Origin of the sequence: Haemophilus paraphrohaemolyticus (genome assembly GCF_002015045.1) — a bacterium.
In the GTDB taxonomy this organism is placed as follows: Bacteria; Pseudomonadota; Gammaproteobacteria; order Enterobacterales; family Pasteurellaceae; genus Haemophilus_A; species Haemophilus_A paraphrohaemolyticus.
Genome location: NZ_MUXX01000012.1, coordinates 499,596 through 518,914 on the forward strand (window position 1 = coordinate 499,596; position 19,319 = coordinate 518,914).

Genomic DNA, 19,319 nt, shown 5'->3' on the forward strand with positions numbered 1-19,319 from the left:
TTTTAACTGCTACAAAATTGTCGCATTATAACATAACTTTTGCTTAATTTTGGATAGCATTAAACCAGCTTACATAATCAAATTGATCGTAATATTTCTGCCCATTCCAGCCTGAAAACTCAAATAAATCGCCAACTTGCCCTTGTTTTTCAAAACCTTTGATATAAAAGCTGGATTTGATTTCAGGGTAAGGCTTATGCGTAAACACTACTTTATACTTAAACGGCAGTTGGTCAAAATCTTGTAAATCTTGCTCAGTGCAACCGTCACGATCTGTCATCATAATGAACAGATTACCTAAATTTAGTCGCTGAAGACGCTCTTTCCATTTTGCCTTAGCTTCTTGCTCGCTGTGATAATGCATAAAATGTATCGTGATATCGCTTAACTTTCCTACAGGGTAAGGCTTATCATTAGTTATAAAGCCCAGCTCAATTTGATTATAAGCGGTCATATTTTGCAGATATTTTACAAAGTCAGCAGGTTCAAGATAAAGATTTACAAAAGGCGAACGGAATTGCTCCCCTAAATCGTGCAGAATAAGGGCACCATTGCAATTACTGGCAATCACAGACATTTCGTGATTGCTCAAACGTTGTTGATTTTTCTGATTAATTGATTTTCGCATCTGGCGATTAAACCAATTTCTAAATTTAGTAAATAACAAAATTCTTTCCTCTCTCCAAAAATACAAAAGAACAGCAATTTATGGTTGCTGTTCTCTATGACAAAAAGTTCAAAGCGAAGTTTAGAATGTTTCTTTAGCTTCTTTTAACAACGCTTTTGGAATAGTAATGCCATAAGCTTTAGCTGTTTGCGTATTGACTGAAAGCTCCATTTTGCTCACTTCGTGTGTTGGAATTGAACCCACTTTTTCGCCTTTTAATACACGAGCCGCCACTTTACCTGTTTCCACGCCAATATCATATTGATTTACCGCATAAGCCGCCAATGCCCCACGTTTTACCGTATCACGGTCAGCTGCAATCACAGGCACTTTAATTTCTAATGCAGCTTTGTGTAATGCTTCATAAGCAGAAACCACTGCATTATCTTCAGAGATATAAATTGCTTGCACTTTACCCGCTAAACTGCGTGCTGCTGTGCCAATATCTGCACTACGTTGTACGGCAACAGGCACTACTTTGATATTTGCTTTCGCAGCTTCCGCCTGCAATTCTTTTAATACAATCGCTGAGTTTACTTCACCTGCACTAAACACATAGCCAACCGCTTTAAGCTCTGGTACAAATTTATGGATTAACTCCAGTTGCGGTTCAATCGCTTTATGGTCTGAAACACCTGTTACATTCGTGCCTGTTGGCTCCCAAGATTTGACTAACTTAGCGGCTACGGGATCAGTTACCGCAGAATAAACCACAGGAATAGTTTTAGTTGCTGCGACAACAGGTTGAGCTGATGGGGTTGAAATTGGAATGATGATCTCTGCTTTATCGCCTACAAATTTACGAGCAATTTGCGCTGCTGTTGCAGTGCTGCCTTGAGCAGATTGATAGTCAATTTTAATCTTTTTGCCATCTTCAAAACCTTGATTTGCCAACTCATCAACAATCCCTTTTCGAATAGTATCTAACGCTGGATGCTCAACAATGGCAGTAATAGCTACCTTCGGCAATTCTTGAGCAATTGCATTGAATGAAAACGCAGTTAAGGCAGAAATAATTAATGCTTTATAAGATTTCATAACATCATCCTCTGTGAAAATCAATTTTTGCACTATTAAACTAGTACAGGTGCAACTCAAGATACTCCAACTTTTTGAGAATAACAAGGGGAAAATTTCCTCTTATTGTTAAGTGTCTAAATAATAAACAACTTATATTGTACCGCTACTCTACTTTACTCCCCTTCAATAACTTCCGCATCCAAGTGCGGTTTGGATTTAACGCTTGCCAAATATCTTCGCTGATTGGCAAAGGTTCGCCTGCAATTAAGCTTGCCAACAATTCGCCCAATAACGGGGCAGAAGTTAAACCACGTGAAGCCAAGCCGTTAATCATATAGAGGTTAGTAAAATTTTCCGTCTTTTCGACTGCTTGTTTGCGGCGTAGTAGATTATACAAATTCGCATATTGAGCTTTTTGAGCCTCAAAATTCGGCACAGCTCCAACCATTGGAATACGATCTCGAAGAGCTGCACGAATGCCTACTTTTGCGAGATTGCCAGACAAATCTATCCCTTTCGTCCAATCACAAGCGGTAAGGTTTTGTTGTAGTTTTGCAAGGTTCTCTTCATGTTCTGATGGGCTAAATTCCGTTGTCGCATCATCACGAATATGGCTTGCGCCAATGCAATGTGTGCCTTTTGACGATTGCGGGGTTAAATAGCCATCGTAACAAATCACGCATTTTAATTTAGCTAATTTTTCAGTCGTTGGCACTTGGCTTACCTGTCCACGAACAGGATAAAGTGGAATCCCTTGTGCTTGAGTGAAAGCATTAAAACTATGTCCATTGGCAAGCACTAAAACCTCGTGCGAGAAGGTTTCGCCCTGATATTGCCACTGCCATTTTCCATTCACAAATTGCGGATCTTTGACTTCGTGATTTAGCACAATTTTCAGCCCTTTTTGTGCTAACCATGCAAAGCCATTTTGCACCAATTGCACGGGTGAAAGCCAACCGCCCTCTTGAATAAATGCCCCGCCTTGGGGTACAGAAGTACCTAATTTTTCGCTCAATTCTTCTGCCGAACAAAGTTGGAACAAGCTTTCATCTTGGGTGATTTCTGCCATTTTGGCTAATTTTTTGACTTGCTTTTCATCGTAGGCATAAAGAGCCACGCCCGTTAAAGCGTGCTCGAAATCAACCGCTTGTTTAAGCCCATTCAAGCGTTGCAGCGCGTAATCAAAAGCGTGCACATAAAATCGCACATTGCGATCGTCATCATCGCTTAATTGCGGATAAATCGCCCCTTGCAAATTGCCCGAAGCATTGCGAGCAACCTGATCATCTTTGCAATAAAGTGTGATTTTCTTGCCTTTTTCAATCAGTGATAACGCCAGAAAGAGGCTTGCAACACCACCGCCAACGATCGCGATATCTTGGCAATGTTCAGCATTTTGTTGGTAAAAGTAAGGAAATTGTTGTAATTTGCTTTCAACCTCTACATTTTTCGTTCCCCACAACATCTCCCGCTTTTTACCAAAGCCTTTGCGTTTTTTCACCTCAAAACCGACCGCTTCTAATCCGCGTCTGACATTGCTTGAGGCAGTAAAAGTAGCAAAAGTGCCGTTAAGACGTGTGGTGCAGAACATCTGCTGATAAAGCCCCTCATTCCACATTTCGGGGTTTTTATCAGGCGAAAAGCCATCCAAAAACCACGCATCTACAGCTCCATTATACAAATCGCCCCATTGCGAAAGGCTTTCTTGCATATCGCCAAACCAAATATCAAGATAAATCTTACCAAAATGGTAACGCTGACAGCCCACTTGGCGAGGTTTCCAACAAGCGGTTAAATTTGTTGAAAGTGTTGCAAATTGCGGATAACTTTCATGAATTTGGCTTAATTGTGCCGAAGTTAAAGGATATTTCTCAAATGAGAGAAAATACAAACGTTGCAATTTATGCGTTGGATTTTCCGCTCGAAATCGCTGGAACTTATTCGCTACCGCCAAGAAATTTAAGCCCGTGCCGAAACCTGTTTCAGCAATCACAAAACTTTCACGAGAGTGCGAAAGCCAGTGCTCCCAAAGTTGATTGCCCTCTTGGAAAACGTAGTAACTCTCCGCCAAGCCATCTTGGGTAGAGAAATAGATGTCGTCAAACAGCTCGGAAACGGGCGTGTTGTTTTCGTTAAATGTAAGTTGAGAGAAGGTAAGTTTTTTCATATTTTTATACATCCAATTCTGCCACAATAATCCGTTTAAGCTCTTTCTTTTGCGTCTCACTTAACGCTTTATTTTCCTGCGTACTTACCACAAAAAAATCCTCCACACGTTCACCGATAGTAGTAATTTTCGCGTTAATCAGAACCAAATCCAACTGGTTAAAAATCTGGCTAACTTGAGCCAATAATCCCTCACGATCAAGCGTGAAAAGTTCAAAAGCGGTTTGATTTAGGTTGGAATTTACCAAAAAGCGAACTTTAGTTTTGCGTTTAAAGGTTTGGTGTTTTATTGGTTTTTTCACTACCGAAAAAGGTTTGAGCTGCGGTTCAGTGAGCTCTTTCTGCAAGGTTTGCTGAATTTGCTCGCAACGGATTTCATCCAACGCCATCCCGTTTTGTTCGGTCACGATAAAGCTATCAAAAACGAGATCATTCTGACTGGTAATAATTTGAGCGTCGTGAATGCTGATTTTTTTCTTACTCAAGGCATTCGCAATGCGGGCAAAAAGTTGTTTCTGATCTTCACAATGGATAAAGATCTCCGTTGCCCCTCGGGCGTGCTCGTTAGAAATCAGCACCAACGGCAGTTGCTGTTGCTTAAGCAGAGCCAAAGCGTGCCACACTAGCTGGGTTGGTTTGTTGCGTAAAAAATAGCTTTCAGGACTACTCACCCAGTAAGTTGCTAAACGTTTGTGCTGAGTAGGTGTCAGTGCTAATTTCATAATTTCTAACGCCTCAGCCCGGTTGTTTTCGGCCTCTTTTTTGTAGTCCAGTTGCTCGGTAAGTTGCTGGGTCGTGAACTCGAAAAGTTGTGAAAGCAGCGTGCGTTTCCAATCGTTCCAAAGGGTCTCATTAGTGGCACAAATATCCGCCACCGTGAGGCAAACCAGATCGCTTAAAGCGGTCTGATTTTCCACAATTTTTGCAAAGGTTTGCACCACATTAGGATCGTGAATATCACGGCGTTGAGCGGTGATCGACATCGTCAAATGCTCTTTTACCAACCACGCCATTTGCTTCGCTTCCTCTTCATTAAAACCGTGCAAACAGGCAAAATCGTACATATCCACCGCCCCATTCTCTGCGTGCTCGCCCTCTCTGCCTTTGGCGATGTCGTGTAATAATGTGGCAAGATAGACCAATGGTTTATGTGTGCAAGCATTGAAAATTTGATGACAAAGCGGATAGGCTTCCTTGCTCGCTTCATCAAGAAAACTTTCGAGCTTCAACATTACGCGAACAGTGTGCTCGTCCACAGTATAAATATGGAACATATCAAATTGCATCAATCCCGTGATGCCTTGCCACGCGGGGAAATAAGCCGAAAGCACACCTAATTGATGCATCGGCACAATTGCCCGTTTTGCCATTTGTGGCTGCTGTATAAGCTGAATAAAACGGCTTCGTGCTTCTGGTAATTCGCACAATGGCTGTTGATGTTTTTGCAGGGCAATACGCAGATGGCGTAGTGTCATCGGATCAACTTGCAATGTTTGGTGTTGCGTAAGGTGCAAAAAGAGATCCAATACCGTTTCTGGCTGTTTTGCAAAAATCCGATGATTTTCAACCGCTATTTGCTGGTTTTGAACATAAAAATGGGCATCAAGCGGTCGTTTTTCCCCTGTTTTTTGCAAACCAATCATTTCTTGCTGCACACAATTAAGTAAAAGTTGGCTCAGTTGCGAAATAGATTGCGTGGCTTGGAAAAAGGTTCTCATCATCGCTTCGACGGGCTGATTGCCTTCGCCTTGATAGCCCAGTAATTCGCTCAGTTGCAATTGGCGGTCAAATCGCAGGCGATTGTCATAGCGTTTGAGCTGCGTATGCAACGCAAATCGCATTCGGAAAAGTATGTTCTCCGATTGTTTAAGTTCTTGATATTCTTCAGGAAAAAGCAAACCTTTGTTAAAGAGTGCATCAAAACTACGTGCACCATAATGACGTAGCATAATCCAAAGCACTAAATGCAGATCACGAAGTCCACCTGGGCTATGCTTAAGATCGGGTTCAAGATTGTAGCTCGTATTGTGATAACGGGCGTAACGCTCTTCTTTTTCTGCCATTTTGGCTTGGAAAAAATCGGGCGTTGCCCAAAAATCCTCTTGGAAAATAGCTTCAACCAAGCGATGCCAAAGCTCAACATTGCCGTATAAAAAACGTCCTTCATACATATTAGTTGCAACAGAAAGCTCTTGCTTGCCAATCTCCAAACACTCTTGCAAAGTACGAATGCTCGCTCCTACTTGTAATTTCGCATCCCAAAGCAGGTTAAATAGCTCATTTAATTTAGCGTGAGTAGCATCATCTAATGTATGTTCGGTAAGAACGAGAATATCCAGATCAGACAGCGGGAACATTTCACGGCGACCATACCCGCCAACGGCAATAAGAGCGAGATCTTGACAATCTGCAAAACCAAAATCGTGCCAGAGTTTCAGCAAATTTTGATCATAAAAATCGCTGCGTCGGTACAATAACTCCATTACATCGCTTGAGGCAAATTGAGTACTTTGCTCGCTGTTAAATTTGGCAAGCTGTTCTTTTAAATTCATTGTTTACACCTCAAGCGGAAGCTGCCAATTGATTTCCGCCATTCCGTGTGCTTTCAAATATTCATTCGCTTTAGAAAAATGGTGGCAACCAAAAAAGCCGCGATAAGCAGCCAAAGGCGATGGGTGAGAAGCAGTTAAAACACAATGTTTATTACGATCGATGAATGCCCCTTTTTTCTGGGCGTGACTTCCCCAAAGTAAAAAAACAATGTTTTCACGATGTGCATTGAGCTTTGCAATAACCTTATCAGTAAAGGTTTCCCAGCCCCAGTTAGCGTGCGAATTGGCTTTACCCTCTTCAACAGTAAGCACTGTGTTGAGCAACAACACACCTTGTTTTGCCCAATTGACCAAATAGCCGTGCTTTGGAATAACAAAACCTTCAATATCTGTTGCTAACTCTTTATAAATGTTGATAAGCGATGGAGGCGGAGCGACGGGCGGTTTGACAGAAAAAGATAAGCCATGGGCTTGATTTGGGCGGTGGTAGGGATCTTGCCCTAAGATCACGACTTTGACTTGATCAAACTCGGTGAGAGAAAAGGCACTAAACACCTCATTTTGCGGTGGATAGATCGTCACGCCAGCATGTCGGGCTTGATGCACCTGTTGCAAAATTTGTTGAAAATAAGGTTTCTCTTTTTCTTCGCCAATAGCTTCTTTCCACGTTTTCATAATAACCTCCTATGCGAAACCAGTGAATATAAATACATAATCTGTATTATTTTTACTCAATTAACGCTATTTTTGCAAAAATGTTCAAATTTTTATCGCTTTCTATCTCGATAGGGGTATAATGCCCTCATTCAAAAAAAGTTGAATCTTTCAAATTTTTTTATAGTTTATTTTCAATCCCTTATACTAGGAGTCTTAAAATGATTAAAGGTGTTCAAATTACTGAATCAACAAACAGCAACTTATTAAACTCATTCTGGTTATTAGACGACGAGAAAAACGAAGCTCGTTGTATCGCTGTTAAAGGCGACGCTTACAAAGAAGACCAAGTTGTTGCAATCAGCGAATTAGGTCAAATCGCATACCGCGAAGTGCCTATAAATGTTGCTCCAACTATCAAAGTTGAAGGTGGTCAACACTTAAACGTAAACGTTTTACGTCGTGAAACGTTAGAAGATGCGGTTAAACACCCAGAAAAATACCCACAATTAACTATTCGTGTTTCTGGTTACGCAGTTCGTTTCAACTCATTAACTCCAGAACAACAACGCGATGTAATTACTCGTACTTTCACAGAAAGCTTATAATTACGAGCTGATTGTTAAGCTATTTTAAAGACGGGTTTTATACCCGTCTTTTTTATATCCAACTTATTTACAATGAATCCGAAAAAAGCGTTGAATTTTCTTCGTATTGTTTTGAATTAAAGTGATAAATCAAATTCGGTGGATACCAATTCCCGATAACAAGAACTCTTTCACCACCAAATAATTCCATAAGAATAAACGCCCCTTTGCCTGCAATGCTTTCTGAATTCAGCATTTCATTCGATTGAACAATGGCATCAGGCACACAGTTTAACTCCTGCCTTAAATCTTCATCTGGATATATCCCGTTCTCTTCTTTATATTTGCTAATACATTCAATAAGAATATCTGCTCTTTTTCTAAATTCAGGCTGTAATAAATATGACTCCACATAAAAAGAGATTTGCAATCCAGCTAGAAATAAAAAAGGAAAACAAATAAGAAACAGGACAAATTTTTTCATTATCGCTTTTCAATCATCAATGTTATTTTATAAAAATGGTGGGATAAATCCCACCCATTCTTTATTTATGCGGATTTCTCGTATTGGTATCAATTAAATTACGCATTAACAACGCAAAATCTAAATCAATATCTGCAGGCACATCTAGGAACACAAAGTGTCCATCTCCTAATCCTGCTTCCACGCTTTCATTTTTGCGGTTTAACAAGCGGTTGATATTGAACACAATATTACCTTTTGGCGTCATCATCTCAACTGAATCACCGACTAAGAATTTATTTTTCACTGCTACTTCCGCCATGCCTTCCGCATTGCGTTTGCCCGTAAATTCACCCACAAATTGTTGACGTTCAGAAATGGAATAGCCGTATTCGTAGTTTTGGTATTCATCGTGCGTATGACGACGAAGGAAACCTTCGGTGTAACCGCGATGTGCTAAGCTTTCAAGCGTATCTAATAAGCTCTTATCGAATGGTTTACCCTCTGCAGCATCATCAATCGCCTTGCGGTAAACTTGGGCGGTTCTTGCACAATAATAGAATGATTTAGTACGACCTTCAATTTTTAATGAATGCACGCCAATTTGGGTTAAGCGTTCTACGTGTTGCACCGCACGTAAATCTTTGGAGTTCATAAAATAAGTGCCGTGCTCATCTTCAAAGGCAGTCATCTGCTCGTCTGGGCGGTTTGGTTCAGTATAAAGGAATACTTTATCGGTCGTTGAACCTTCTCCAAGTGTTGGAGCAACATTGGTCACTTCAATTTCAGGTTGGTATTTTTGCACCGTATCTTCTTTTGGCACAATATTACCCACCTCATCCAGCTTGCCCTCTTCCATTTTATATTCCCAGCGGCAAGCGTTAGTACAAGTACCTTGGTTTGGGTCACGTTTGTTAATATAGCCAGAAAGCAAGCAACGACCAGAATATGCCATACATAACGCGCCGTGCACGAAAATTTCTAGCTCAATATCTGACACTTGTTTGCGAATCTCTTCGATTTCTTCTAGCGAGAGTTCACGCGATAAAATCACGCGGGTTAAGCCCATTTGTTTCCAGAATTTTACCGTCGCCCAGTTTACCGCATTAGCTTGCACGGAAAGGTGAATATCCATTTCTGGAAAATGTTCACGCACAAGCATAATCAAGCCAGGGTCTGACATAATCAATGCATCGGGTTTCATATCTACAACCACTTGTAAATCTTTAATGAAGGTTTTGAGCTTAGAGTTATGCGGTGCAATATTCACTACCACATAGAATTTTTTGCCAAGCTCGTGTGCTTCCTTAATCGCAATTTCAAGGTTTGCGTGGTTAAATTCGTTGTTACGTACACGTAAGCTATAGCGAGGTTGCCCTGCATACACCGCATCCGCTCCATAAGCGAAGGCATATCGCATATTTTTTAACGTGCCCGCAGGCGATAATAATTCTGGTTTTGCGTATTTTAAAGTCATGATTACTCTCTTCTGATTACAAGTCAGCACCTTTCATAATGAAAGGTATAAAAGCATTATTTTCTAAGAAATACCCCTTTGTAGCAAGTAATTGTTCCATTAAAATAGCACTTCTTTTATTTATTCTTTTTAAGGATTTCAAATGAAGCTTAAAACACTATTAAAAACTTCTCTAATGGTGGGATTATTCGCATTTTCTACAAATGCACTTTCAGCTGGCGTGATGAAAGAGATGATTCAAATGAAAAAGCAACTCAACGCTCTTAACCAATCTCAAACCAGCGAGGAATTCCAAGCTGCTGCTGAGCAATTTATCGAATATTCAAAAGATGCTCAACATACGATGCCAAAAAGTGTAGGAGATGATCAAGAACGTTTCAAAGGCTACCAAGCAGGCATACAAGAAGTGATTGATGTGGTAAATCAAGCCAACGAAAAAGCTAAAGCGGGCAATTTAGCAGAAGCGAAAGAGATGATTGAACAGCTTGATGAGATGAGAAAAAAATATCATAAAGAATATAAATAATCCATTCTGAACCATTATATGTTTGCAAAACGGAAGCTTTAAGCTTCCGTTTTGCAATATCATCTATAATCTAAATTTTCTGATACGACAACATCAACAACGTCCGCCATTTGTCATTATTCTGTTCATCTTTGCCCATATTCGCGATGTTGGGAAAACGTCCCCACTGCTCAAAACCGTGCTTAAACATTAAATTTTGGCTTACTTGGTTCATCTCAAATACATAAGCCATCAAGGTGTGAATCTGATGATTCAACATTTCGGCTTGCATAAATTCGATAATTTTTGAGCCGTAGCCTTTACCTTTCGCACTGGCATCTAAGTAAATGCTAATCTCAGACGTATGCACAAAAGCAGGGCGCTCATAAAAAGGGGAAAAACTAAACCACCCTGCAATCCCTGCTTCATCTTCCACCGTCCAGATCGGATATTTCTCGCTTGAAAGATGGAAATCAAACCACGCTCGGCGGTTTTCCGTGCTAGCTAACTCAAGATCCGCGGTGATTTGATGGGTTGGAATCGCTTGGTTATAAATATCTAAAATGGTTTGGAAATCAGTTTCTATTGATTTTCGGATCTGCATTCTCTGTCCTTTTTCAAAATAGTGAAATTTTTTAACCGCTTATCGTATTAGCGTTGCCCTAACATATTCGGCAATACAATCATTACTTGAAAACCGCCATCTGAACGATTACTGAAACTCAATTCGCCATTTAATTCGGCAGCTCGTTCTTTCATAATGGTTAAGCCGTAATGCCCTTCAGGCTCTAAAACAGTTTCAACGCCTTTACCATTATCTTGAATAATCAGATAGTGCTCGCCTTCTGAATTGGTGTCGGCTAGCACATCAATTTCGGTTGCATCAGCATGTTTAATAGCATTGATGACCGCCTCCCGGGTAATTTGCAATACGTGTACTTGCTCTTGGGCATTAAACATCAGCGAAGGCAGTTTACAATTTAGGCGAATTTGGGCAGACGTGCGGGCACGTAAGGTGTCCAACATTCGCTCTAATGCGCTGGTTAAATTAGACTCTTCAATGGTTAAGCGGAATGTTGAAAGTAGCTCTCGCAGTTGGCTATACGCATCGTTCAGTGCTTTTTCTAAATCATTTAGAATGCTCGCTTGTTTTTGCCAATCTTGAGCCTTTTCGCCATTACGTTTGAGTAAGCTCAACTGAATTTTAAAGAAAGTAAGCGACTGCGCTAGAGAATCATGCAATTCTCTGGCAATAATCGACCGCTCTTCCATCAAAATAAGTTGCTGTTGCTGCTTATGGTTTTTCACGACATAAACGCTTCGCCCAATCATTTCTGACACACTCTGAATTAAGCGCTCATCAGGGCAAAGTAAGGAAGGTTTCCAACGTAACATCGCAATTTTTTCATTTTCAATCGCTATTTCGTGTTGTTGCCAATGGCTAGAAAGCAAATCTTGATCAATCTTAACATTCCAATAATCTGCCCCATAAACTTCAATTGCAATGCCTTTGAGCTGTTCATTATCCAGAACTGTCTCCAACACTTGATGCAGAAGATCTTTGCTAATAGGCTTAGAAGTTAAAATTTGCGAGCAGTGATAAAGCACCATAATGGAGCGGTTTACAGCGGTCAAACGACGCGTTTTATCTGCCACTTTTTCTTCCAGTGAACTATACAATTTTTCCAATTCGCTTGCCATTTGAGTAAAGGTTTTTGACAACACGCCTAGCTCATTGGGTTCGTTAATCGCAAGTTCTACATGGTTAAAATCTTCCTGTTGAATTTGCTGGCTAGCAAGCACAAGCTGATCAAGATGTCGAATAATGCGTCGGCGTGTGTACCAAACGCCATAATAAGCTAGGGCAATAATAAGCAACATCGAAATAGCGATTACGCCAATCGCAATCATCAATTTCTGTTCAGCAAATTTCTGTAAATTCTTCACAAAAGTATCAATTTCATCGACATAATACTCTATATTGCTGAGATATTGCCGTTTATCTTGCATTTCGATATAAGTCGCCATTTGAGACCAATGTGCTTTGAGATTTTGATAACCTTGTGTTACTTTCTCAGGGGCACAGTCGGAATGGAGCTCTTCATATAAGGCATTAAGACTAGCTTGATATTCTGCCAAACGTGAGCCGCGGATTTCAGGATGGAATTCCATTTCGTGCAAGAAACGGTAGCTTTGATAGCGCAACGAACCTGCCACGTTAATCAACCGAGCGTCTGCGTGGTTACTCCACATAATACCTAGCGAAATGCCGCTAATCAGGGTCGCAAAAGCAATAATGGTGAAGAAATAAAGCCCGATACGGCGGGCAATAGAATTTTTAGGATTAACAACAAAAGTGTTCATTGAAGATTATCGGGGGTCTCTTAAAGTTGGAATAATTGTGTAAGTTCTGTAGCGATGCTATCTTCACTGTTCGAGCCAATGGTTTTATCCGCTTTTTGTTGCACTTCGTCTTCAGAACCGCCCATTGCAATGCCTAAGCCTACAAGTTGTAACATCGAAATATCGTTAAAATTATCTCCAAAGGCAACGACCTGAGCAGGGTTAATACCTTCACGCTCAAGTAATTTCGCTAACATCGCCCCCTTGCTATTGCCAACGGCAGTAATATCAGCACGATCGACCCAAGACCATTCTGGACTAACTTGATCAAGCGGTAACGCATCGACAAACTTTTGCATTTTGGCTAAATCAGGATCGCTAATTAGCACCTTCCACACCGTCGTGCCATTATCGATTTCTTTTTGGAATTTTTCGACTTGATGCACATCAGGTCGCACATTTTCTGGGCAAGAATCCACCCATTTTTGTAATTTAACAAAATGCGGGTTAAGTTCCTCGTAGGTCATTGCATCGCGGAAATAGACAGAAACGTGGATGCCCTCTGCTTGTGCATTATTGATCAGCATCGAAGCTAATGCTGGCGTGAGTGGATTGCTTTCCAATACATCATCTTTTTGGAAATCGTAGAGGTAAGTACCGTTACAGCAAACCACTGGTGTATCTAAATTCATTTCTGCATAGTAAGGACGAACGGCGGTGTGATGACGACCTGTTACAAAATAGACTTTTATGCCTTTTTCTCTTGCCTTTTGAATCGCTTGTTTGCTTGATTCCAGAATGGTTGCGTTCGGGGAAAGTAATGTGCCATCTAAATCAAAGGCAATGGCTTGATATTTCATAAAAGTTCCTTTGTGTTTGAAAAAATGAAAAAGAAAGGGTAGCCAATTGGCTACCCTTATATTCTACTCAGTTCTATAAACCCTGTAAATTATTTACCAGAGTTATATGCTGGTGTTTGGTAAAGTGGTGCTGGACCGTTAGGACCTGCAACGTTACCACCTTCGCTTTGTTTTACAAGTCCACCATTTGCAGAAATTTCTACACGACGGTTTGGACGTAAACAATCTTTCTCAGCTTGACCTTTCAAACCTTCACATGCTTTAACTTGATTTGCTTTACCATAGCCAACTGCTTCGATTTGAGCAGTTACGCCTTGTTGGATTAAACGCTCTTTAACTACATTTGCACGACGGTTAGATAAATTTAAGTTGTAAGCTTCTGAACCTAAACGGTCTGTGTAGCCAGCTACTTTAACTTGTTGTGCTCCAGAAGATTTTAATTGTACTGCAACGTTATCAACAACTTCTTTACCTTTTGTTGTTAAGGTATCTTTGTCGAAGTCAAATAAGAAGTCACCGCTTAAGTTGAATGATGCATTACCGTTACAACCGTTTGGATACCAGAAGAAGCTTTGTGCATTCATATTTTTGTCAAAACCGATTTTGAATTGACAGATTTTGTGAACACCATTTTCACGGTAGTTAAATACGTAGTCCCATTCACGAACGCCATATAAGCCTTCTTCAAAGTGAGGACGACCAATTAAGTAATAAAGTTGATCTTTATTCATACCACGTTCAATTTGACGAACGTTTTCCCAGTTTGGCCATGAACCAAATTGTGAACCATCGTGATTGAATTCTGACTCTGAAATTTTAGGGAATACAGGATTCTCAATAAAACCTTCATCTGAAACTTTGCTTAAATTACCACACGCAGCAACTGCAATCGCTACGCTTGATAATAACAAACCACGAAAAACTGTTGTTCTTTTCATTTTTTTATTCCTTTATTAATAAAGACACTATTTAGTAAGGCGAATTTTCTCAAAATCCAACCAGTATACTTAACTAGATTTTGATGAATCGCGAAAATTCTACAATACTACGCAATGAATTTCTATACTTATTCAATATAATTATTAAACAATTACATTTTCTACACGTAACTGTAAATTCTTATTACCTTTATACTCATTTATGTCAAGTTTGTAAATTATTTTGGCTTGTTTAATCGAAAGATCAGGGAACAATCGGGTATCAATATTAAACCAAATGGCATCCAACAACATACCTTGTTGGTTTTCTACCATCATTTTTAGATGGCATCCACCTAATAACCGCTGTTGCAGGATTTTAAAATCGCCTTCAAACGTTGGCTCAGGGAAATGTTGTCCCCAAGGTCCTGCCTGTTGTAATAAACTTGCAGTTTCCAAGGAAAATTCGCCCGCTTGTAATTCGCCATCGGTGTAAATCACACCTCGCAATAGATCTGGTTCAATCATTTCGTTAATCACTTCATCAAAAACTTTCTGGAATTTAAAGAAGTGATCTTGGTGAATGGTTAAACCTGCCGCCATTGCATGCCCTCCAAATTTCACAATTAAATCAGGATAAAGTGTATCAATTCGCTCTAATACATCTCGCATATGCAAACCTGCAATAGAACGTGCAGAACCTTTGATAAATTCGCTTTCTTCACTCTCTTGGGCAAAGGCAATCACAGGGCGGTGAAACTGATCTTTAATGCGCGAAGCCAAAATACCAATCACGCCTTGATGCCAATCCGGCTGATAAAGCGTAATGCCGTGGGCTTGCTCTTTTTGCGAGAGTTTTGGCAATTTTGCACAAATCGACAAAGCCTCTGTTTTCATCTCTTGCTCAAACTCTTTACGAGTTTGGTTGAGGCTATCAAGCTCAAATGCCAATTGCCGAGCTAAATCCATATTATCCGCAATTAGTAACTCTACACCGAGAGACATATTCTCTAATCGCCCCGCTGCATTTAATCGCGGTGCAATTGCAAAACCTAAATCAGCCGCTTGTAAATTACTTAAATCGCGTTTACTCACCTCTACCAAGGCTTTAATCCCTGCACGGCAAGCCCCAGAACGAATACGGCTTAATCCTTGATGGACTAAAATACGATTATTGTGATCAAGAGGCACCACATCGGCAACCGTGCCCAGTGCGACCAAATCAAGCAATTCAGCTAAATTGGGTTCTGTGCCCGTAAATAGATTTTCTTCTCGCATCTTGCCACGTAGTGCTAGCATTACATAGAACGCGACGCCTACGCCTGCCAAGGATTTTGAAGGAAATTCACAATAGGGTAAGTTGGGATTAACCATCGCATCTGCTTTAGGGAAACTATCTGCCGGTAAATGATGATCGGTAACTAGAACCTCGATTCCATGCAATTTTAGATAATCAATCCCTTCAAAAGAGGATATGCCATTATCAACGGTAATCACCAAATCTGCCCCTTTGATCACCACCATTTCCGCTACGCTTAAACTTAATCCATAGCCTTGCAAGAAACGATCGGGAATCAAATATTCTACTTGGCTAAAACCGAACTGGCGTAATGCCAATAAGGTTAATGCAGTACTGGTTGCCCCGTCCGCATCAAAGTCGCCTACAATCACAATCCGAAATTGCTTTTTGTAGGCTTGCACTAAAATTTCGACCGCTTGTTCAATGCCCGCCAACTGTTTTGGGCGATGTAAAAACTTCAATGTTCGCTCTAATTCTTGAGGAGATTGAACGCCTCGACTTTGATACAAGCGGTTTAAAAGCGGATGATCAGAGAGTTTTTCCTGAGTTAAAAGCGGTCGTTTTTTTATAATTTTTTGCACAATCTATTTTTCTTCTGCCAACATTTTCGCAAGCTGTTTTGGCTCCACATAACCACCAATCACGCTACCTGTCTCGGTGACCATATAAGGCGTGCCTGTTACACCAAACTGAATACCCAAGTCATAATGTTTTTTCACGATATTCGGGTTTTTTAATGTTTTTGGTAATTCTCCGTTTTCTGCATCATTTAACGCTTTCACTTTATCCATTGCCGTCCAGATTGCTTCCATCTGTTTTGCCGTTTGCGTGTTCATTCCACCGCGAGGGAAAGCAAGGAAACGAAGAGTAATGCCTTCATCGTTATACTCTTTAATTCGTTGATGCACTAAATGGCAGTAATGGCAGGTAATATCCATAAAAATATTCACCACATACTTTTCATTTTTAGCAGGGTACGTGATCATCTCATTTTGTAACGCATTTAGCTCTGCCATTTTGGATTGATGCGTAATATCAGTCACTTTGCCATTTTTGATTTCTAATACTTGGATCTGACCATTTAAGACATAGCGCCCATCATCACTAATATAAACCACACCTTCATTTGAGCTTGCCGTTTTAAAATGGGGAATTGCCGAATCACTAATGCGAACATTCGTTGCCCCCATTTTTTCTAAGGTTGCTTTTAAGTTCACATCATCTGCCATTACATTTGCAGAGATTAATCCTGCTGAGAATAGGGCAAAGCCTAATTTTGCCATCTGATTTTTTTTCATAATTTCCTACTTTATGTTTTAAAGTTTAAGTTTCTCTTGAACGTTTTTCGCACGCTCTAAGAAATTTTTACGCTCTTTACTTGCCATATCTGAACCAGAACCTGGTAATTTCACCGTCATTGGGTTCACAGGTCTACCATTGATATGAAACTCATAGTGTAAATGAGGCCCTGTCGAACCGCCCGAATTGCCAGATAGCGCAATTCTCTCCCCTTTTCGCACCGTTTGCCCTACTTTTACTAGCGATTTACTCAAGTGCATATAGACGGTTGTAATATGTCCGTGACGAATTTTAATATAATGTCCAGCCCCTTTCGCTTGGAATGCCACATGTTCAACCACACCATCACTTGGTGCGATAATTGGTGTACCCGTTGGAACCCCAAAGTCTACCCCATTATGCGGACGAACGCGTTTGGTAATGGGATGCAAGCGACGAGGATTAAACGGTGAAGAAACCCGAGCGGTAAACAACAACGGCTGACGTGCAAAGCCTTTAGTCAGAGTTTCCCCGTGATTGCTATAATAACGCCCATTTGAAGCTTGGATGGCATAATAGCGTTTATTGCCACTTTCAATCAAAATTCCTTCTACATTACCAATATCAGTCACCGCATCATTAATATATTCTCGGCGAACTAAAATTGCAAAACGATCGCCATTTTTCACTTTGCTAGTTGCAATTTGTGATTGTAATCCAACCGCTAGTTGATTGATTTGGCGATCTGATAACCCTACATTTCGCAAACTGGTGGTAAAACTGCCTTGAATCGCCCCTTTTATCACATCTTGTCGCCAAACGCCTTTTTTCTCAATGCGCTGGTAACTGAACTTGCCATTTTCTTGACGTTCATAAATGCGTTCTTCTTTTTCAGAGACCAACCAATTGAGGTATTCCAATTCACCAAAGTTGTCTAACACCCAGTAGAATTGTTGTCCTGCTTCAAGCTTGCCTAATGTGGGATATTGGCGAATTAAGGCTTTTGCATCATCGTCCCCCAAACCTGACTGCTCAAGCACATCACTTAATTTATCGCCATTGATCACCACATAGCTAAATTGATCTTGGATGCGTAATGCTTCATCGGCAATATTGACAATATCGCTAATCAATTGCTCTGCTTCTTCTGGCAATTTTTCTTGTGCCACTTTGGGCTTACCCTCTTTACCTTCTTCCTCATCATCTTCAGAGGCTAATTCATCATCGTAAGAAGTAGCATTAGGGTCTTCGGTTAAATCTTGTTTTTTCTCTGCTTGTTCAGTGTCTGAATTCGTGCTTTCCACATCATCGACAATATCGTTATCTAAATCATCTAAAATAATGACATTTTCTTGCGATGACGCATTCAATGGTGTTTGTTTTTTTAATGAAAGGGCAATGCCAATACCAATAGAGAGTACCGCCATCAAAAACAGAAATATTCTAATTTTCTTTTTCTTCCGTCTTCGATCCCTTGCGAAAATAATGCGTGACAAAATCTATCCTGTGCGTTTTTATGTAAATTTACTGAAAATTTTCGACAAGATTGTAAAAGAAAAATTCCATCTTGTCATTTAGATAAAAATCCGTTAAGTTGAGCGACCAAATAAATCCCTAAATTTTTTATGAAAACAGTATGAAAATACATCAAATCACGCCTCTACCCCGTTCAGGAAAATCGCTCCGCCAAACTAAAGGCGAAATATTAGTTTCACTTAAGCAGATTGAAGTGGAATTTAACGGTAATAAGGCGTTAAAAAATATCAATTTAACCATCTACGCCAACGAAATTATGACCATTGTTGGACCAAATGGCGGGGGAAAATCGACCTTATTAAAAGTTTTACTTAAATTACTGATACCAACCAAAGGCAAGGTGGAACATAAAAAAGGGCTAAAAATTGGCTACGTGCCTCAAAAATTGCATCTTGATCACTCAATGCCGATTACTGTCAAAAAATTTCTTTCACTTAAGCCCAATTGCAAACCTTCTGCGATTGATGAAGCATTAAAGCTATTTTCAATTGAACATTTAGCACAAAATAGTATGCAGAAGTTATCTGGCGGGGAGCTGCAACGTGTGCTGCTGGCTCGGGCAATTTTAAACAGGCCTCAACTTTTAGTGCTAGATGAGCCGATGCAAGGGGTGGATATTTCAGGGCAGACAGAACTTCACCAGCTTTTAAACAATACGAGAAAATGGCTCAACTGTGCGATTTTAATGGTTTCACACGATCTCAATATTGTGATGGCGAATACCGATGAGGTCATTTGCGTGAACCGCCATATTTGCTGCGCGGGTACGCCCGAGGTCATTACAAACGATCCTCACTTCATTCACTTCTTTGGTGACCAATTTGCTCAAAATGTGGCATTTTATTCGCACCATCATAACCATCATCATAATTTACACGGTGATGTATGTAGTGGAGTTTGTCAGTGTAATTAAATAAATTTCTTCGTCAATAACTTCTGCCAAATCTCCCCTACCCCTCTTTGCTAAAGAGGGGGAGGTACAACCTGATAACAT

Annotated in this window: 17 protein-coding genes; 3 read left to right on the top strand and 14 right to left on the bottom strand. The window is 40.3% G+C overall.

Annotated elements, in window-relative coordinates; translation table 11 throughout:
• Positions 1-43 precede the first annotated feature (43 nt).
• From B0184_RS07845 to ung, 5 genes are all read right to left on the bottom strand, one after another.
• On the bottom strand, positions 44-628 hold the full coding sequence (locus B0184_RS07845) for a DUF1919 domain-containing protein (protein WP_050855462.1): 585 nt from the start codon (positions 626-628) through the stop codon (positions 44-46).
• 120 nt (positions 629-748) lie between these two features.
• A complete protein-coding gene (locus B0184_RS07850) occupies positions 749-1,705 on the bottom strand; it encodes an ABC transporter substrate-binding protein (protein ID WP_005708020.1) in 957 nt (318 codons plus the stop codon).
• Positions 1,706-1,850: 145 nt separating this feature from the next.
• Positions 1,851-3,854, bottom strand: a complete 2,004-nt coding sequence (mnmC, locus tag B0184_RS07855) for a bifunctional tRNA (5-methylaminomethyl-2-thiouridine)(34)-methyltransferase MnmC2/FAD-dependent 5-carboxymethylaminomethyl-2-thiouridine(34) oxidoreductase MnmC1 (protein ID WP_039851045.1) — start codon at positions 3,852-3,854, stop codon at positions 1,851-1,853.
• 4 nt (positions 3,855-3,858) lie between these two features.
• Positions 3,859-6,405 carry a bifunctional uridylyltransferase/uridylyl-removing protein GlnD gene (gene glnD, locus B0184_RS07860; protein WP_005708019.1) on the bottom strand — a complete coding sequence of 849 codons (2,547 nt, stop codon included), beginning with the start codon at positions 6,403-6,405 and terminating at the stop codon, positions 3,859-3,861.
• A 3-nt stretch (positions 6,406-6,408) separates the two neighbouring features.
• Positions 6,409-7,080 (bottom strand): uracil-DNA glycosylase, encoded by a 672-nt coding sequence (ung, locus tag B0184_RS07865; protein WP_005707994.1) that lies wholly within the window; start codon positions 7,078-7,080, stop codon positions 6,409-6,411.
• 200 nt (positions 7,081-7,280) lie between these two features.
• Between ung and grcA the strand changes: the two genes are divergently transcribed.
• On the top strand, positions 7,281-7,667 hold the full coding sequence (gene grcA / locus B0184_RS07870; RefSeq protein ID WP_005708007.1) for an autonomous glycyl radical cofactor GrcA: 387 nt from the start codon (positions 7,281-7,283) through the stop codon (positions 7,665-7,667).
• A gap of 67 nt (positions 7,668-7,734) precedes the next feature.
• Here the strand turns inward: grcA and B0184_RS07875 are convergent, their stop codons facing one another.
• Together B0184_RS07875 and trhP are read right to left on the bottom strand one after the other, a co-directional pair.
• Entirely contained in the window at positions 7,735-8,130 is a 396-nt protein-coding gene (locus tag B0184_RS07875; RefSeq protein ID WP_039851035.1) for a hypothetical protein, read from the bottom strand.
• Positions 8,131-8,191: 61 nt separating this feature from the next.
• The gene (gene trhP, locus B0184_RS07880) at positions 8,192-9,586 is read right to left on the bottom strand and encodes a prephenate-dependent tRNA uridine(34) hydroxylase TrhP (protein WP_005708018.1); all 1,395 of its coding nucleotides are present in this window, start codon (positions 9,584-9,586) and stop codon (positions 8,192-8,194) included.
• 142 nt (positions 9,587-9,728) lie between these two features.
• Between trhP and B0184_RS07885 the strand changes: the two genes are divergently transcribed.
• Positions 9,729-10,112: a cytochrome b562 gene (locus B0184_RS07885; RefSeq protein ID WP_005707988.1), complete on the top strand. Its 384-nt coding sequence runs from the start codon at positions 9,729-9,731 to the stop codon at positions 10,110-10,112.
• 70 nt (positions 10,113-10,182) lie between these two features.
• On the opposite strand, the gene B0184_RS07890 is transcribed toward B0184_RS07885, so the two are convergent.
• The 7 genes from B0184_RS07890 to mepM form a co-directional block, all read right to left on the bottom strand.
• Positions 10,183-10,695: a GNAT family N-acetyltransferase gene (locus tag B0184_RS07890; protein WP_005708027.1), complete on the bottom strand. Its 513-nt coding sequence runs from the start codon at positions 10,693-10,695 to the stop codon at positions 10,183-10,185.
• A gap of 47 nt (positions 10,696-10,742) precedes the next feature.
• The gene (gene narQ / locus B0184_RS07895; protein ID WP_005708005.1) at positions 10,743-12,455 is read right to left on the bottom strand and encodes a nitrate/nitrite two-component system sensor histidine kinase NarQ; all 1,713 of its coding nucleotides are present in this window, start codon (positions 12,453-12,455) and stop codon (positions 10,743-10,745) included.
• Positions 12,456-12,475: 20 nt separating this feature from the next.
• Positions 12,476-13,294, bottom strand: coding sequence for a pyridoxal phosphatase (locus B0184_RS07900; RefSeq protein ID WP_005708025.1), 819 nt, complete (start codon positions 13,292-13,294; stop codon positions 12,476-12,478).
• Between the two features lie 89 nt (positions 13,295-13,383).
• Positions 13,384-14,232, bottom strand: coding sequence for an OmpA family protein (locus B0184_RS07905; protein WP_005707979.1), 849 nt, complete (start codon positions 14,230-14,232; stop codon positions 13,384-13,386).
• Positions 14,233-14,376: 144 nt separating this feature from the next.
• Positions 14,377-16,092, bottom strand: a complete 1,716-nt coding sequence (gene recJ, locus B0184_RS07910) for a single-stranded-DNA-specific exonuclease RecJ (RefSeq protein ID WP_005707989.1) — start codon at positions 16,090-16,092, stop codon at positions 14,377-14,379.
• 3 nt (positions 16,093-16,095) lie between these two features.
• On the bottom strand, positions 16,096-16,809 hold the full coding sequence (dsbC, locus tag B0184_RS10675; RefSeq protein ID WP_005707991.1) for a bifunctional protein-disulfide isomerase/oxidoreductase DsbC: 714 nt from the start codon (positions 16,807-16,809) through the stop codon (positions 16,096-16,098).
• Between the two features lie 18 nt (positions 16,810-16,827).
• A complete protein-coding gene (mepM, locus tag B0184_RS07915; RefSeq protein ID WP_005707999.1) occupies positions 16,828-18,216 on the bottom strand; it encodes a murein DD-endopeptidase MepM in 1,389 nt (462 codons plus the stop codon).
• 209 nt (positions 18,217-18,425) lie between these two features.
• Here mepM and znuC point away from each other — a divergent pair, with 209 nt between their 5' ends.
• Positions 18,426-19,238: a zinc ABC transporter ATP-binding protein ZnuC gene (gene znuC, locus B0184_RS07920; RefSeq protein WP_005707987.1), complete on the top strand. Its 813-nt coding sequence runs from the start codon at positions 18,426-18,428 to the stop codon at positions 19,236-19,238.
• The last annotated feature ends 81 nt before the right edge of the window (positions 19,239-19,319 follow it).

What these genes read in the sequence shown, in the direction of transcription:
- B0184_RS07845 (WP_050855462.1), bottom strand. Translation starts at nt 628, where the DNA reads ATGCGAAAATCAATTAATCAGAAAAATCAACAACGTTTGAGCAATCAC.
- B0184_RS07850 (WP_005708020.1), bottom strand. Translation starts at nt 1,705, where the DNA reads ATGAAATCTTATAAAGCATTAATTATTTCTGCCTTAACTGCGTTTTCA.
- mnmC (WP_039851045.1), bottom strand. Translation starts at nt 3,854, where the DNA reads ATGAAAAAACTTACCTTCTCTCAACTTACATTTAACGAAAACAACACG.
- glnD (WP_005708019.1), bottom strand. Translation starts at nt 6,405, where the DNA reads ATGAATTTAAAAGAACAGCTTGCCAAATTTAACAGCGAGCAAAGTACT.
- ung (WP_005707994.1), bottom strand. Translation starts at nt 7,080, where the DNA reads ATGAAAACGTGGAAAGAAGCTATTGGCGAAGAAAAAGAGAAACCTTAT.
- grcA (WP_005708007.1), top strand. Translation starts at nt 7,281, where the DNA reads ATGATTAAAGGTGTTCAAATTACTGAATCAACAAACAGCAACTTATTA.
- B0184_RS07875 (WP_039851035.1), bottom strand. Translation starts at nt 8,130, where the DNA reads ATGAAAAAATTTGTCCTGTTTCTTATTTGTTTTCCTTTTTTATTTCTA.
- trhP (WP_005708018.1), bottom strand. Translation starts at nt 9,586, where the DNA reads ATGACTTTAAAATACGCAAAACCAGAATTATTATCGCCTGCGGGCACG.
- B0184_RS07885 (WP_005707988.1), top strand. Translation starts at nt 9,729, where the DNA reads ATGAAGCTTAAAACACTATTAAAAACTTCTCTAATGGTGGGATTATTC.
- B0184_RS07890 (WP_005708027.1), bottom strand. Translation starts at nt 10,695, where the DNA reads ATGCAGATCCGAAAATCAATAGAAACTGATTTCCAAACCATTTTAGAT.
- narQ (WP_005708005.1), bottom strand. Translation starts at nt 12,455, where the DNA reads ATGAACACTTTTGTTGTTAATCCTAAAAATTCTATTGCCCGCCGTATC.
- B0184_RS07900 (WP_005708025.1), bottom strand. Translation starts at nt 13,294, where the DNA reads ATGAAATATCAAGCCATTGCCTTTGATTTAGATGGCACATTACTTTCC.
- B0184_RS07905 (WP_005707979.1), bottom strand. Translation starts at nt 14,232, where the DNA reads ATGAAAAGAACAACAGTTTTTCGTGGTTTGTTATTATCAAGCGTAGCG.
- dsbC (WP_005707991.1), bottom strand. Translation starts at nt 16,809, where the DNA reads ATGAAAAAAAATCAGATGGCAAAATTAGGCTTTGCCCTATTCTCAGCA.
- mepM (WP_005707999.1), bottom strand. Translation starts at nt 18,216, where the DNA reads ATGGCGGTACTCTCTATTGGTATTGGCATTGCCCTTTCATTAAAAAAA.
- znuC (WP_005707987.1), top strand. Translation starts at nt 18,426, where the DNA reads ATGAAAATACATCAAATCACGCCTCTACCCCGTTCAGGAAAATCGCTC.